At 64.1% G+C, this 14,753-nt stretch carries 11 protein-coding genes and 2 tRNA genes; 10 read left to right on the top strand and 3 right to left on the bottom strand.

The genetic code is table 11. The annotated features are described in order from the left end of the window. Positions 1-1,404, bottom strand: a complete 1,404-nt coding sequence (locus tag AOP73_RS03670; RefSeq protein WP_061963249.1) for an MFS transporter — start codon at positions 1,402-1,404, stop codon at positions 1-3. 80 nt (positions 1,405-1,484) lie between these two features. On the opposite strand from AOP73_RS03670, the gene AOP73_RS03665 reads away from it, so the two are divergent. The 5 genes from AOP73_RS03665 (at position 1,485) to AOP73_RS03645 (ending at position 7,352) form a co-directional block, all read left to right on the top strand. Further along, positions 1,485-2,474 carry an alpha/beta hydrolase gene (locus AOP73_RS03665; RefSeq protein WP_061963248.1) on the top strand — a complete coding sequence of 330 codons (990 nt, stop codon included), beginning with the start codon at positions 1,485-1,487 and terminating at the stop codon, positions 2,472-2,474. A gap of 45 nt (positions 2,475-2,519) precedes the next feature. Then, positions 2,520-3,290 (top strand): glycerophosphodiester phosphodiesterase family protein, encoded by a 771-nt coding sequence (locus AOP73_RS03660; RefSeq protein WP_061963247.1) that lies wholly within the window; start codon positions 2,520-2,522, stop codon positions 3,288-3,290. Between the two features lie 65 nt (positions 3,291-3,355). Continuing rightward, on the top strand, positions 3,356-3,841 hold the full coding sequence (locus AOP73_RS03655) for a Fur family transcriptional regulator (protein WP_061963246.1): 486 nt from the start codon (positions 3,356-3,358) through the stop codon (positions 3,839-3,841). A 1-nt stretch (position 3,842) separates the two neighbouring features. Then, entirely contained in the window at positions 3,843-5,354 is a 1,512-nt protein-coding gene (locus AOP73_RS03650; protein WP_061963245.1) for a catalase, read from the top strand. Between the two features lie 384 nt (positions 5,355-5,738). Continuing rightward, on the top strand, positions 5,739-7,352 hold the full coding sequence (locus AOP73_RS03645) for a SulP family inorganic anion transporter (RefSeq protein WP_084626530.1): 1,614 nt from the start codon (positions 5,739-5,741) through the stop codon (positions 7,350-7,352). A gap of 98 nt (positions 7,353-7,450) precedes the next feature. Here the strand turns inward: AOP73_RS03645 and AOP73_RS03640 are convergent, their stop codons facing one another. Beyond that, positions 7,451-9,811: a bifunctional lysylphosphatidylglycerol flippase/synthetase MprF gene (locus tag AOP73_RS03640; RefSeq protein WP_061963244.1), complete on the bottom strand. Its 2,361-nt coding sequence runs from the start codon at positions 9,809-9,811 to the stop codon at positions 7,451-7,453. Positions 9,812-10,047: 236 nt separating this feature from the next. Here AOP73_RS03640 and AOP73_RS12160 point away from each other — a divergent pair, with 236 nt between their 5' ends. From AOP73_RS12160 to AOP73_RS03625, 4 genes are all read left to right on the top strand, one after another. After that, positions 10,048-10,761, top strand: a complete 714-nt coding sequence (locus tag AOP73_RS12160; protein WP_236683492.1) for a DUF3566 domain-containing protein — start codon at positions 10,048-10,050, stop codon at positions 10,759-10,761. 84 nt (positions 10,762-10,845) lie between these two features. After that, positions 10,846-10,919: transfer RNA gene (locus AOP73_RS03630), tRNA-Ile, on the top strand. 12 nt (positions 10,920-10,931) lie between these two features. Continuing rightward, complete coding sequence (locus AOP73_RS12155) at positions 10,932-11,045, top strand: DLW-39 family protein (RefSeq protein ID WP_236683491.1); 114 nt, start codon at positions 10,932-10,934, stop codon at positions 11,043-11,045. Between the two features lie 36 nt (positions 11,046-11,081). Next, positions 11,082-11,154, top strand: a tRNA-Ala gene (locus AOP73_RS03625). Between the two features lie 51 nt (positions 11,155-11,205). Here AOP73_RS03625 and AOP73_RS03620 read toward each other — a convergent pair. Next, complete coding sequence (locus AOP73_RS03620) at positions 11,206-11,742, bottom strand: PH domain-containing protein (RefSeq protein ID WP_061963243.1); 537 nt, start codon at positions 11,740-11,742, stop codon at positions 11,206-11,208. Between the two features lie 218 nt (positions 11,743-11,960). On the opposite strand from AOP73_RS03620, the gene AOP73_RS11990 reads away from it, so the two are divergent. After that, positions 11,961-14,753 (top strand): lamin tail domain-containing protein (locus AOP73_RS11990; protein WP_500778257.1); only part of this gene is annotated, 2,793 nt, incomplete at its 3' end.

Genomic DNA, 14,753 nt, shown 5'->3' with positions numbered 1-14,753 from the left:
TTAGACGGATGACTGGGCGACTTGTCCTTCTGAGCGCGCCGCCGGGGGCATCTTCACGAACAACAGCATGATCATGCCGGCCAGCACCACCGCGATGATGCCGAACACTCCCCAGATGGTGGCGCCGGTCAGCGCAATGACGAGAGACCACATGCCGGGCGCGAGGAAAGACGCCGCGCGCCCCGTGGTGGCGTACAGGCCAAAGATCTCGCTCTCGCGTCCGGGAGGGCTGACCCGCGCAAGCAATGACCGAGACGCCGCTTGCGCGGGGCCAACGAAGGTGGTGAGCAACAGACCGAACACCCAGAAGACGATGTCGCCGGCAGAGTGGAAGATGACGACGGCGAGGCCCGATGCGACGATGCCGCCGAGTGCGAACAGGATGACCGTGCGGGGTCCGAAGGTGTCATCGAAGCGCCCCGCGATCATGGTGGAGACTCCGGCCACGAGGTTGGCAGCGATGCCGAACATGATCACCTGCTGGTTGTCGAAGCCGAATGACTTGGAGGCGATGATTGCACCAAAGGTGAAGACTCCGGCCAGACCGTCTCGGTAGACGGCGGAGGCGAACAGGAACCATAGCGTGCTGCGCGCGTCTCGCCAGAGCTCCTTGAGGTCGTGAATCAACACGGCGTAGCCACGCCAGATGCTCACCCGCGCGTGCTGGGTGCCAGGCACCTCAGGAACGTAGGCGAAGATTGGCCACGCGAAGATGATGGTCCATACGGCACAACCCACCGCGATCAAGCGATACGCCATTCCGTTGGACGTATCCATGCCCCACCAGTCCGCGCCGTCCGCGACGACCACGATGACCAGCGCCACGATCCCGCCGATGTAGCCCAGGCCCCAGCCCAGACCGGACACTCGACCCACAGACTTCTTGTTGCTGACCTGCACCAGCATGGCGTTGTAGTTCACGCCGGCGATCTCATTGAAGATGGCGCCAATGGCGATAAGTGAGGCGCCGAGCAGGAAGAACGACGGCTGAGCCTGGACGAAGAACAGGCCGAACATGCAGCCGATCAGCACGGTCGTGCAGCCCGCGAGCCAGGCCTTGCGGCGACCGCTCGAGTCCGCTCGCTGGCCGATGACGGGTGCGATCAGGGCAACAAACACCCCGGCAATGGTGACGGCCCAGCCCACCTTGGAGACGAGCGCGGCGATGGCAGCGTCGTAGGTCGCGTTGCCCTCGCCCAGTGCGGCAATCGCGGGATCGATAAAACTGTCGCTCGCCAGGTAGAGCGCGACAAACACGAAGGTGATGATGACGGAGTTGAACGGCTGGGTCGCCCAGTCCCACAGCGCCCACGACACCACTCGCTTACGAGGGACTCGTTCCACGACATCGGAGCCGGGGTCGGCTGAGGCGAGCGGGTGCGGGGGCGTCGGCGCGTCCGTCATACGTCATAGTGTGCCGGTGGACGGTGGCCAACGGGTAACGAACGCGCGAACGTCACGAATTTGAGCGATACGATCGAAAAATGGATAAGCGTGACGCCCCCGTGAATGACAAGGCCACCGTGCTGGACTGGGAACCAGACATTCTTGCGGGCTATGAGGCTGCTCGGCTGCCGGAGCCCACACAGACTCGTCGCAACCGAGGCGTGGTGCGCACGTTAGTTCGCCGCATGGACCAACCCGCCCGGCCCCGCGGCATCGTGCTGCACGTCCACGGTCGCAATGACTACTATTTCCAGACCCACGTCGCCGACGCTTTTGCCGGCGACGGCCTGGCGTTCTACGCCGTGGACATGCGTCGAGCGGGAAGATCGCTGCAGCCGGGAGAGTTGCCTCACCACTTCACGCGCATCGCCGAACTGGGCGAGGACATCACTGCGGCAATTGATGCCGCGGTCGCCGATGCCGGCGACCTCCCGGTCATCGTCCACAGTCACTCGACCGGAGCGCTGGGCGCGGCCATTTGGGCCAGTGATGTCTCCCACCCCAACCTCGCGGGCGTCATTCTCAATAGCCCCCTCTTTGGGCTCAGACTCAAGAGCTGGAAGGCGGTGGGCATTGAGCTCACGCCGGTCATCGGCGCGCTGGCCCCCACGTTCGTCATGGATCCCGCGCCCACCGTCTATACGCAGCGCCTTGCCGCCCAAGACGGCGGCGGCTGGGTGTTTGATGGCGCCTGGAAGAAGTCGACGGGCGAGCCCGCGACGGCCGGGTGGCTCGGAGCCACAGTTTCCGCACGTCGTCGCGTGGCCAAGGGGTTGACCATCCAGGTGCCCGTGCTGGTCGCGCACGCCGACTCGACCGGTCCCGACAAGTTCGATAACCCACGGGTGGACTCGCAGGACACCGTGGTGGATGTGGATCCGATCCGTAGGAACGGCCCTGGTCTCGGGCCCAAGGTGACCATGCTGGAGGTGGAGGGCGCCATGCACGACGTTTCGCTGTCTGCGCCGGGGCCACGCCAGGCCTACTTTGACGCGGTGGGTGAGTGGCTCGACTCCATCCTGGACTAGGAGCGGCAGCGCCACGGACGTACTCGCCGTGGGTACCGTGGAGGCATGACCACTCGCCACCCGTACTTTGACAACCAGGGCTTCCCCATCGCGCTTGCCCACCGGGGCTTCTCCCTGGAGGGCCTAGAGAATTCGATGCGCGCGTTCCAGGCGGCGGTGGATCTGGGGTATCGCTACCTCGAGACTGACGCCCACGGAACCCAGGACGGCGTGGCGGTGGCGCTACACGACGAGACGTTGGACCGCACCACCGATGCCACGGGCGAGGTGTCGAACCGGCGCTGGGACTCTGTGAAGGTGGCCCGCATCGGCGGAATTGAACCCGTCCCCGCGCTCGAGGACGTGTTGGGGACGTGGCCCGACGTGAAAGTCAACATCGACGTCAAGGGTGTCTCGGCCATCGAGCCCGTGGCGAAGGTCATTGAGAAGACAAAGTCGCACGACCGCGTGTGCATCGGGTCCTTCTCAGCGGATCGTCGCCGCAAGACGCTCAAGTTGCTGAGCCGTCCGGTTGCGAGCCCCGCAGCTCAGCGCGAGGCGATTGGGTGGCTGATCGGTTCGGTCTTGGGTGCCGACCCGGAGATCACGCTCGGCGAGGTCGACGCACTGCAGATCCCCTGGCGCAACGGACGTGTGAAGTTTCTTCGCAGGCGCCAGGTTGAATCTGCGCACAAGGTGGGCCGTCAGATTCACGTGTGGACCATCAACGACCGCGACGAAATGGTGGAGTTGCTGGATCTGGGCGTCGATGGCATCGTCAGCGACCGGGCCGACATCCTCAAGGAGGTCCTGATGGAGCGCGGCCAGTGGGCTTGACGCTCGAGGCGCCCACAGCGTCGGCTTCTTTTGACTGAATCAAAACAACGGCCTAGGCTGAGCGAATGACCGCCACCCAGCCCGCCACTCTCGCGCCCGACGGCGCCAGCGTGTTGCGCGCGGCCGGGCTGAGAGTCACGGAGTCGCGCCTCGCAGTGTTGACCGCGCTTGCGGCACTTCCACACTCCGGCGCCGATGCTGTTTACGCCCGGGTGCGTGAGTCGCTGCCGAACACCTCGCGCCAGGCGGTCTACAACGTGCTTGGCGACCTGGCCCGCACCGGGATAGTTCGTCGCATCGAGCCTGCCGGCCAGCCCGGTCTTTTTGAGTTGCGCGTGGGAGACAACCATCACCACGTGATCTGTACTAACTGTGGCGTGGTCGCCGACGTCGATTGCGCCGTCGGTCACGCACCGTGTTTGACACCGAGCGCCGATGGTGGCTTTGCCATCGTCGAGGCCGAGGTCACCTACTGGGGACTGTGTGGCGACTGCCAGGCGGACCCTGGCGAGCAAGTTTCATCCAATCTCATCTCAACGAAGGAGAAGTGACATGACTGAAAAGTTCACGACCAACGATGCGGGCGTTCCGGTCGCATCCGACGACCACTCGCTCAGCGTCGGCCAGGACGGGCCCATCTCGCTGACCGACCACTACCTGGTCGAGAAGCTCGCACAGTTCAACCGCGAGCGCGTGCCCGAGCGCGTCGTGCACGCCAAGGGTGGCGGAGCCTTCGGCACCCTGACCGTCACCGAGGACGTGTCCAAGTACACCCGCGCGGCGCTGTTCCAGCCCGGCGAGAAGACGGAGATGCTCGCCCGCTTCTCCACCGTGGCCGGCGAGCAGGGTTCGCCCGACACCTGGCGCGACCCCCGCGGCTTCGCGCTGAAGTTCTACACGACCGAGGGCAACTACGACCTGGTCGGCAACAACACCCCCGTCTTCTTCATTAAGGACGGCATCAAGTTCCCTGACTTCATTCGCTCACAGAAGCGCCTGCCCGGCTCGCACCTGCGCGACAACGACATGCAGTGGGATTTCTGGACGCTGCGTCCCGAGTCTGCTCACCAGGTGACCTGGCTCATGGGCGACCGCGGCCTTCCCCGCACGTGGCGCGAGATGAACGGCTATGGCTCGCACACGTACCAGTGGATCAACGCCGAGGGCGAGCGCTTCTGGGTGAAGTACCACTTCATCTCTGACCAGGGCGTTCACAACATGACCGGTGACGAGGCCGCGCAGCTCGCTGGATCGGACTCCGACCACCACATTCGCGACCTGTACACGCACATCGAGGAGGGCGAGTTCCCCACCTGGACGCTGTACGTGCAGATCATGCCGTACGAGGAGGCGAAGGACTACCGCTTCAACCCGTTCGACCTGACCAAGATCTGGTCGCAGGCTGACTACCCGCGCATCAAGGTGGGCACCATGGAGCTCAACCGCAACCCGCAGAACTACTTCGGCGAGATCGAGCAGGCCACCTTCGCGCCGTCCAACTTTGTCCCCGGCATTGGTCCGTCGCCGGACAAGATGCTGATGGCCCGCATCTTCAGCTATGCAGACGCTCACCGCTACCGCGTGGGCACCAACCACGCTCAGTTGCCCGTCAACCAGCCCAAGAACGCCGATGCGAACGGTCACTCCTACTCCAAGGAAGGCTCGATGCGCTACAACTTCGCGTCAGCCGACACCCCGGTGTACGCACCCAACTCGAAGGGTGGCGCTCACGCCGACCCCGAGCGCGCAGCCGAGTCCGGTGGCTGGGAGACCGACGGCGAGATGACTCGCGCCGCCGCTACCCTGCACGCCGAGGACGACGACTTTGGTCAGCCCGGCACGCTCTACCGCGACGTGTTCAACGACGCCGAGCGCCAGAGCCTGCTCGACCAGATCACCGGTCACGTGGGTGCGGTGGTGTCGGAGGACATTCGCGAGCGCGCCATCCAGTACTGGACCAATGTGGACGGGGACCTAGGCGCCAAGCTGCGCGCCAACCTCGCGGGCGAGGCCCCTGAGGAGTTGGGCGACCCCGGTACCAAGTGGGAGCCCACCGACGCCTAGGTAGTTCGCCGCCGCGTCACTGCGTCACCGTGTCAGAAGGGCCGGGTTCTCGCCAGGGAACCCGGCCCTTCTGCGTCCCAGTACACAGCGATGCGGGTCTTCGTCTAGCAGTCACTTAGTGCGGATGTGGACTCTACTTCCGCACTGAGTGACTGCGGAGAGGCCTTCAGTGGCGCGGCACCACTGTTGGGTGACGGGACGAGAATCCCGGCCGCAGCTTCGCGCGACATGGGACGCAAGATTCGCGTCAGGTACCCTGGTGGAGGCCGTCGACGGCCACCACCCATTTTTTGCGCGGGGATACGCCTGCGCCCCGGCCGGTGCGCGCCTTGCGCCACGGCGACGATTTGAGGCGAGTATCGACTCGCCGCCGTGAGGATAGTCATGACGACGAGCAAGAAGAGCAACGAGTCGGAACAGCCGACACCCCCAGAACAGACGGCCGATGCCGCGGTTCAGACCATCGCGGAGGCCCGCACCGCGACGGGCGTGCCCGAGGTCACGAACGCCTGGGGCCGAATTACGCAGCCCAAGACGTGGGGTCGCCCCGAGTGGCTGAGCCCGCGCATCGCGCGTACCGAGATCCTGTCCGGCCTGGTGGTGGCGCTCGCGCTGATTCCCGAGGCCATCAGCTTCTCAATCATCGCCGGCGTGGACCCGCGTGTGGGGCTCTTCGCATCGTTCACCATGGCGATCTCGATTGCCTTCCTGGGCGGACGCCCCGCGATGATCTCGGCCGCCACGGCCGCGGTTGCCCTGGTGCTCGCACCACTCGCCCGTGACTACGGTCTCGACTACATGATTGCCGCGGTCATCCTCGGTGGAGTCATCCAGGTGCTGTTTGCGGTGCTCGGCATCGCCAAGCTCATGCGCTTCATTCCGCGATCGGTCATGGTCGGCTTCGTGAACGCGCTCGCGATCCTCATCTTCATGTCCCAGATCCCCCACCTGCAGAACGTTTCCTGGGTGGTCTACCCCCTGGTCATCGCGGGACTGGCGATCATCGCTTTCTTCCCCAAGCTCACCAAGGTGGTGCCCGCACCGCTCGTCGCGATCGTGGGCCTGACGTTGGTGACGACTATCTTCGCGATCGCGGTCCCGACCGTGGGCGACGAGGGCGCACTGCCTGAGGGCCTGCCCTCGCTGCTGTTCCCGAATGTTCCGCTGAACATGGAGACGCTCCAGATCATCTTCCCCTTCGCGCTCGGGATGGCTGCGGTTGGCCTGCTCGAGTCGCTGATGACGGCCAAGCTCGTCGACGACGTCACGGACACGCACTCGGACAAGACTCGTGAGGCCTGGGGTCAGGGTGCCGCGAACATCATCACCGGCTTCTTTGGTGGCATGGGCGGTTGCGCCATGATCGGCCAAACCATGATCAACGTGAAGGTGGGCCGTGCGCGCACGCGCCTGTCGACGTTCATGGCCGGCATCTTCCTGCTGATCCTGATCCTCGTGCTCGGTGACGTCGTCGCCTCGATCCCCATGGCCGCGCTCGTGGCCGTCATGATCTTTGTGGCGTGGGCGACTTTTGACTGGCATTCGATGCGGTGGAGCACCCTCAAGCGCATGCCCAAGTCGGAGACCGCCGTCATGCTGGTCACCGTCATCGTGGTGGTCGCGACCCACAACCTCGCCTACGGCGTGGTCGCCGGTGTGTTGCTGGCGAGCATCCTGTTCGCGCGTCGCGTCGCGCACCTCGCAACCGTCGTCGGCGGGCCCATCGAGGACAATACCCGCCGCTACACCGTCACGGGAGAGCTGTTCTTCGCAAGCTCCAACGACCTGTTCAGCCAGTTCGACTACGCCGGCGATCCTGAGAACATCGTGATCGACATGACTCAGTCGCACGTCTGGGACGCCTCGACCGTTGCGACCCTCGACAGCATCGTCTACAAGTATGAGAACCACGGCAAGAGCGTGGACATCCAGGGCTTGAACGATGAATCTCTCAAGTTCCACGGTCGCATGTCGGGCCACCTGGGTGGCGGTCACTAACACCGGCCGATGCGTGATCGCCTCAGGCGGTCACGGTAACGGTAGGCCGTGCCCGGCCGATGCGTGAGGCGACGGCTCGCCCCAGCATCGGCCGATCGCTAGTCGTCCTTCTGGACGGCTGCGCGAATCAGGTCGGTGGCCTTTGCGTCCGGTAGGTACGCGCGCAGGATGGCGACCGAGATTCCGGGCAACTGAGCCTCGTCCTCGTACGCGAGGTACATCGGCACGTGCTGCGGCTTGAACTTCGCCTTGAAGCGCTCCAGGCTGGTGAAGCCGTAGTACGGCTCCATCTTGTCCGCGAGGATATCGAGCATGCGCTCCAGCGGGCTGCCGGTCTCGGCGGAGTACGACAGTGGGGCACAGGACAGCGAGATGAACTCGTAGCCCTGCTCCTTGAACTCCATGGCGGTCTGAGCGATCAGGAACTCCATGACGCCACTCATCACGCCATCGTCTAGGCGGCGCTGCATGATGTCGATGGTCCAACCGACCACGTCACCGTCGCGGTAGACGGGCATCCAGCTGGTCATGCCGTGAACCGTGCCGTCCTCGTGGACCGCAAGGTGCATGACCACGTTGGGGTCATCGGCCTCCTTCAGCCCACCCAGCGTGAATCCCATCTCGGGCAGGGACTTGTCCCCCACCCACTGCGCGGCGATGGTTCCCAGCTGGTCTTTGAGGCCCCGGGGAGCATCGTGCATGCGCACGGCCGTCATGGTGACGCCCTCACGGTTGGCCCGGTTGATGGCGCTACGGACGTCCTGCCAGGCCTTGCCCTTGAACTCGAGTTCGGGCAGGCGGATGACGGTGTCCTCGGCTACCTGGATGGACCGGTAGCCGAAGGTCTCGAGGAGGTCGCGGAACTCCGCAGTCACGGAGAAGAACGTGGGTCGCAGGCCGTGCGAACGGCAGTAGTCGAAGAACTCGTGCATGTCCTCGCGTACGTCCTCTGGCCTGCCGACGGCATCGGACAGCACGATCGCCGTGCCGCCGATCTGCTTGAAGGCGATGGCGACACGCTCCGCGTCGGAAACCCAGTAGGCCAGGCCGTCCCAACGGGCCATGTAGCCCACGTCGGTCATTCCAGTGGTGTCCGTCTGGAGCTGAATGAAGCGTTCCTTCTTGGTGGGGTCCGTCGCAGCAGCCCTGCTGTTCAGCATGATGGCGGCGAACGCGATCGCGACGGCGATGAACCAAATCACGCCGATCGAACTCACGAGGAGACGTGCCGCAGTGGTGGTTGGTTCCGTCTCGCCGTTGGAGAGCCCAAAGATGCGCAAGACTGACTCACCGATGGCGGTGCCAAGGGTGGGGGTTGGCGTGAAGCTGTTGCGGAGCGCCATGATCGCGACCACGTTGAAGGCGGCGACGCCAAGGCCCAGGAACAGGATCCTTCGGTAGGTGCGGCGTCGGGTGCGCCGGTCGCCACGGACCATGAAGTGACGGCGCCAGATGAACAGAATCGCGATGAGCACCAGGTCGAGGAAGAGATCCAGCCACTGGCTGGGGTGCAGGTTGGGGATTCCGATCGCAATCAGCGCAGCACCCCCGATGGTGATGATGAGGATGATGATCCGTGCCGCCCGCCGTCCGCGGTGAAGCGCATAGGACAGGGTGAGCGAGATGATCGTGAATCCGAGTTGAGTCAGGAGCGAGATCTCGGAGGTGTCCTCGGGTACACCAAAGCTGAGGATGCCGCCCTCGCCCGGCCAGAGCCGCGTCAGGAGATGGTGGACGGCGCCAAACGCGACGATGATTCCCGCCAGATCGCGGATCTCCTGGCGGCCGAGGTGCCAATCAATTTTTTCATAGGGCCGACCCACGACGAGAGGACCAATCGCGAGGCCGATGAACAGTGCGGCGGCGTGTGTGAAGTCCCAAATCTCGCCTGCATAGAGAATCATCGCGATGACGTACAGGGAGCCGATCAGTCGGACGCGGCGGCGCCACAGTGGTGCCATCGCCGCGGAGGCGGCACCGAGGGCGCCGAATCCGCCGTTGGACAGCCCTACGTCACGAACCTTGGAAAGTTGCTGAATCCAAGCCACGTCAACGCCGCTCAAGGCCCAGAACATCGTGGCAACCAGCAGCACTGCCCCGATGTGAGTGCCGATCACGGCGAGCAGCATGCGCCAGGCCCCGAAGCGGTACTCGAGGTAGCCGGCGCCGATGGCGAAGGTGGCGAGGATCAGCGCGTACATCCACGGCTCGGGAGAGATTGCCGCACCCACAAAGACCGTGTACCACTGTCCTTCCTGGAACGCGGGAAGGCCAAAGCCCCACCGTTCGGTGAGCCCCATCTCCGTGGCGGACTTCCACAACGCCTGCGTTGAGATGCCGACGCCGAGCACCACCACGATGGTGATCAGGGTCGCGGGGATGCGCTTGAGGATCCCCAGCGCGTCCTGGAAGGAACTGCTGGAGGTGTCGTCTTCGGTAGTGGCCGTTGCCGTAGTCATGCGCCAAACTTAGCGCCCCGCAGCACCAAAGAGCATGAGCCGGCAACGCCGCGCCGCCTCTGTACGTTGATGAAACGTACTCGCCAGCGCCCGAGGCTATTGGCGCGGCCACATGACGATGGTCGCCGCCTCAAGTACGATGGCACTGACGTCCGCGCTTACGCGCGCCCATCAAGAGGAGTTATATGAACGCGGATGACCGCGCCAAGCCGTCTAGTGCGCGCATTTTTAGCCCGGTGAATGAGCAACCCGCGGCCGAGGCACAGCCCACCTCCGGCCAGACTCCCACCACCGGCTCGGTTCCGCAGCGCACCGCAATGCGTCCCGCCCCCTCCTCGCAGTTTGCGACCACGCAGGCTCCGGCCGCGACAACCAGCGCGCCGACGGCCCCCGCGCCTCAGCCAACTCGGACCACGTCCCCCGCCACGTCTGCACAGCCCACCACAGCCGGATCTGCTTTTTCCGCCGGTGCTGCTGGTGCGGCAGGTGCGGTCGGAGCCGGGATGGGCAAGCTCAAGGGCTACGCGAACAGGGCCAAGGAGTCGCTGACCGAGGGCGACGACGTCACCGCCACCCGGAGCAAGGGCGGCCCTCGCAAGGCGCGCGTGCTGCTCTCGCGCATTGACCCCTGGTCGGCGTTGAAGATGGGCTTCCTGCTGTCGATCGCCATCGGCATCATGATGGTTGTTGCAGTGTTCGTGCTGTGGAACGTCGTGAACCAGATGGGCGTCTTCGTCATGATCAACGACTGGATCGTGAAACTCTTCACGACCAACCAGGAAGTAGACCTGCTGCAGTTCACGAGCCTCGAGAAGGTGATGTCGGCGACCGTGTTGCTGTCGATCATTAACGTCGTTCTGCTCACGGCACTCACCACCATTGGTGCCTTCTTGTACAACACGGTGTCCTCGGTGGTGGGTGGCGTTTACGTCACCTTGACTGACGACTAGGCCTGTAAAACCCCACATCAGGCGCGAGTTTGAGTCTGCGCGCCTGAGTGGGGTATCCTAGGTCGCCGCGGCAACGCGGCATCAGGGCCCATAGCTCAGGCGGTTAGAGCGCTTCGCTGATAACGAAGAGGTCGGAGGTTCAAGTCCTCCTGGGCCCACAGAGGTGAAACATGAAGAAGTTAGTTTTGCTTGGACTCGCCTTTGTGGCGGGTGCGGTGATCTACACATGGATTGCTGACAACACGAACCGCGATCTGTGGGATGATGTTCATCGCGGGATCTGATTTACGCAGTAACTGAATGAGTGGCAGCACTCACTCGGGGCCTTAGCTCAATTGGTAGAGCGCCTGCTTTGCAAGCAGGAGGTCGGGGGTTCGATTCCCCCAGGCTCCACAGATGAGAAAGCCCCGGCCAACTGGCCGGGGCTTTCTTCGTTCGCCATAGCTATTGGCGTCGCGAGCTCCTGTCGCGGTAGTCGTCGTCGTCCTGAGTGTCGGAGACCTCCTGATAGAGCATCGAATGGACACGTTCGACGTTCGGGATGTCCTCGAACGACAGCGGGTCGTCGGAGGCGGACTCGATGATGAGTGTGCCGGTGCGAAAGATGCGGTCGATCATGCCGTGGCGAAACTGCACGGTGTTGATGCGGCTCACCGGAATGTCGATGCCACTGCGGGAGAGGACGCCCGTGCGGAACATGACGCGGCGGGTGGTCACCACAAAGTGGTTGGTCGCCCAACGGATGACCGGAACGGCAAAGAGCCAAATGACAACCACCAGCCATAAGGCGCCCAAGATGATCATGACCGTCAACTCCGCGCCTTCGCCCCAGTTCTGCGAGTTCGCCCAGTTCCAGGCAAGGACGGCAAGGGTGGTGCCGACCACAATGAAGAACACGGGGGCAATGAGGGCCTTCCAGTGCGTGCGGCTGTGAATGATGATTCGCTCGTCCTCGACGAGGTTGTCCTCCGGATATCCCACGGTTCTACTCCCAGCTAGTGATCAACACGATGCGTTGGTGTGATTCACAGCGTAGCGACAGTGCCCTCGCGCCGGCCTGCCCAACCATGGCGCATGGCCGTTTCCTGAACCTTGGGTGAAGGCTCGGTGAAGTGGCACGTATGGCGTTGACCCGCTCGGACTCGCTTGATTGACTCGCACTCGGCACCCGCCACAGACGCCTCAATCTTGGAGCACACGTGTCAGCAGTCGCTGCTGTTCGTTCATTGCCCATCGGTCGCATTTTCGGGACCTCCATCGCCCTGGTGGCGGCCGTCGCCGCCGGCTTGGTGGGCGCGCCGCCAGCCACGGCATCGGCCGCCGTTACGGCGTTGCCGACCCTGAACTGGCCTCCGCCGGAGCCGGTGCGGTACGACCCGCTCCTGCAGGTGAGCGAGATCGTCGCCAACTCTCCCAATGCAAAGGGTGCGGATGCCTTCGAGTACGTCGAGGTGCGCAACGCCTCTGATGCCCCCCTTGCCTGGGATGACTTCACTGTGCGCTACCTCTATCCCCTGGTGGACCACACCACTGTGGCTAGCGTGCTGTGGCCCACCGTCACCACGGGTGCGATCATCGAGCCGGGAGAAACTCTCGTGTTGTGGGTGCGCAACGCTTCGTCGGCGGGACGCAGCGTCGCGGACTTCAATGCCGCTTACGGCACGAGCCTGGTCGACGGTGAGAGCCTGGTGCAACTCGAGGGCGACGGGCTAGCAAACTCCCTCATGCGCGGGATCGAGATCCTCAGCCGCTCCGGCGTCCAACTTTCGCGGGCGTATTACAACGAGGAGGGATCGGCCGATGCTGCGGTTGCCTCGGGCGTCCAGTACGGCTCGGTCGCGGTGCAGGGTGAGATTCAGCCCCGTATGGGTCTTGAGGAGCCCTCGCCCGGGACGCTGACTCCGGAGCAAGCCGACGTCGAACTCCTGGAGGCGCCCACGGCAGGCCGCGAGCCCCGCATCCTGGATGAGGCACCAACGACTTTCACCCCTGGTAACGCCATCACCCTCGACGCGTGGATCACGGATGATGCCCTCCTGCACACCGTACAGGTGGAGGTCTCCACGGACCTCGACGCGACCGTGACTCGTGACGTGATGGTTGACGAATTGGGCATGTACGGCGTGGATCTGGGACGGGCGGACACCGTCGGTCGTGCTGAGCTGACCTACCGATTCATTGTCTTCGATGGATTTACTACCGTCGAGGGCCCCGAGCACACGCTGCGGGATTCGGCCACAGCGTCAGCATTGCGCGTGGGTGGGGGCCATGCCGGACGACCCATCGCGGACATACTGGCGGAGGTTGCGCCCCTTCGTCTCACTCGTGACGATGGCGACGACCTTGCTGGCACAGCGCTCATGATCGTGGGGGGCGACTCGTACCCCGCCACGCACGAGCTCTCCCTCGACGGCGAACGCGTCGAGGGCTCCGCCGAGCTGGAGCACGAACCGATCTTTGCCTTTGAGGCTACGCTGACCGACCCCTATTTCCGCAACGGAGTGGTGATGGACGGCGACATCCTCACGGTGTTTGATGAGGGCTTCTTTGGGGACACCCGCACCGTTGAGGCGTCGATTCCGCTCGACAAGGTCAACCCAGGCGAGGATGTCTCGGTGCGGATCTACTCGGGGACCAAGGCAGCTCCAGAGATCGACCAGGATGAAGTGAACGACGACTTTGTGGCACGGAACTTCCGACTGGCTCTGCCAGACGGGCGGGTCCTGCGCCCCCTCAACAACGCCGATCCCACGGAGTGGATCGACATTGGGGACAACACAGGGGCCAGTGACTTCCTTGAGGCCACGTTCCGTATTCCCGACGATGCGTTCACTGCCTTGGCGTACGAGTGGGACACCACGACCGCCACAGACGGTGAGCACCTCTTTGCCGCCTCGGACGGAACCCACAAGGTGGCGCTCAGGGTGAACGTCGACAACACCGGGCCAACGGTGACGTCCTCCGTCGAATCTGGCTCCGAAGTGCGCGGCGACGTGACTCTCGACGCGGAGGTCGTGGACAGTGGCGCCGGCGTGGAGTTGGTCACCGCGACTCTCGACGGCACCGCTGTGCGGCTACCGTACGCGCTGTCATCCCTCACCACCGAGCCGGGTGACCACCGGGCGGTCATCACCGCGACGGACCGTATCGGGAATTCCACCCAACTGCCGATCGACTACTCGATCCCGGCGGAGAAACCCACTGTGGCATCGGCCTGGCCGAACGACGGCAGGGCGGTGGGCGACTCGACGACACTCGCGGCGGTCATCGACGACTCGTCCGGCGACGACCTCGACGTCACCATCGCGCGCGGACAAGCACTCACGTTGGGCGATGACGTCACGGTGAGCGTCGGCGAGGCGACCGATGCCCTCGCGGTTGATCGCCCCCAGGCCCGGACCATCAACGAGGCAGACGTGGCTCGCCTGGGCAGCATGGACGGCACCTCGATGGAAGCCTCGAGCGACGCCAAACTGCCATATGTGCTCCTTGAGTCGACCCTGGCGAAGGACGCCAAGGGTCAGGCTCACGTGATGTGGAACGGAAGTGCGAACGCCAATGCGAAGGTGTTGCTGTACGTGCTCGACCCGACCACTGCCCAATGGGTGGAGGTCGATCGGCACGTGACGGCGGCATCGGCGACGACGGGCGATGTCTTCGCGCTCGAGGCGACCGTGCCGGTGGAGGAGTACGTGAAGGATGGCACCTTGGTGGCCCTCGTTCAGCACTCAGAGGGCTTTGCGGGGGACGACTTGTCGTCCCGCGACGACGCGATCGAGCCGAATCATCCCGAGGACACCCCTCGCAGCGAGTATGACTTCACGTTGGCGTGGGAGTCGGACACCCAGTATTACAACGCCCGCGCGGAGATCTACGACCGCCAGACCTCTATCCACGACTACTTGCTCAAGGAGCGCGAGAGCCTCAACCTCCAATACCTGATCCACACGGGCGACATTGTGGATTGGGCTGCGGACGAGGCGCAGTGGGAG

Source organism: Demequina aurantiaca, from assembly GCF_000975135.1.
GTDB classification, from domain to species: domain Bacteria; phylum Actinomycetota; class Actinomycetes; order Actinomycetales; family Demequinaceae; genus Demequina; species Demequina aurantiaca.
Note: the sequence above shows the minus strand (reverse complement) of the source record. Positions and strands in the feature narration are given on the sequence as shown.

What these genes read in the sequence shown, in the direction of transcription:
- AOP73_RS03670 (WP_061963249.1), bottom strand. Translation starts at nt 1,404, where the DNA reads ATGACGGACGCGCCGACGCCCCCGCACCCGCTCGCCTCAGCCGACCCC.
- AOP73_RS03665 (WP_061963248.1), top strand. Translation starts at nt 1,485, where the DNA reads ATGGATAAGCGTGACGCCCCCGTGAATGACAAGGCCACCGTGCTGGAC.
- AOP73_RS03660 (WP_061963247.1), top strand. Translation starts at nt 2,520, where the DNA reads ATGACCACTCGCCACCCGTACTTTGACAACCAGGGCTTCCCCATCGCG.
- AOP73_RS03655 (WP_061963246.1), top strand. Translation starts at nt 3,356, where the DNA reads ATGACCGCCACCCAGCCCGCCACTCTCGCGCCCGACGGCGCCAGCGTG.
- AOP73_RS03650 (WP_061963245.1), top strand. Translation starts at nt 3,843, where the DNA reads ATGACTGAAAAGTTCACGACCAACGATGCGGGCGTTCCGGTCGCATCC.
- AOP73_RS03645 (WP_084626530.1), top strand. Translation starts at nt 5,739, where the DNA reads ATGACGACGAGCAAGAAGAGCAACGAGTCGGAACAGCCGACACCCCCA.
- AOP73_RS03640 (WP_061963244.1), bottom strand. Translation starts at nt 9,811, where the DNA reads ATGACTACGGCAACGGCCACTACCGAAGACGACACCTCCAGCAGTTCC.
- AOP73_RS12155 (WP_236683491.1), top strand. Translation starts at nt 10,932, where the DNA reads ATGAAGAAGTTAGTTTTGCTTGGACTCGCCTTTGTGGCGGGTGCGGTG.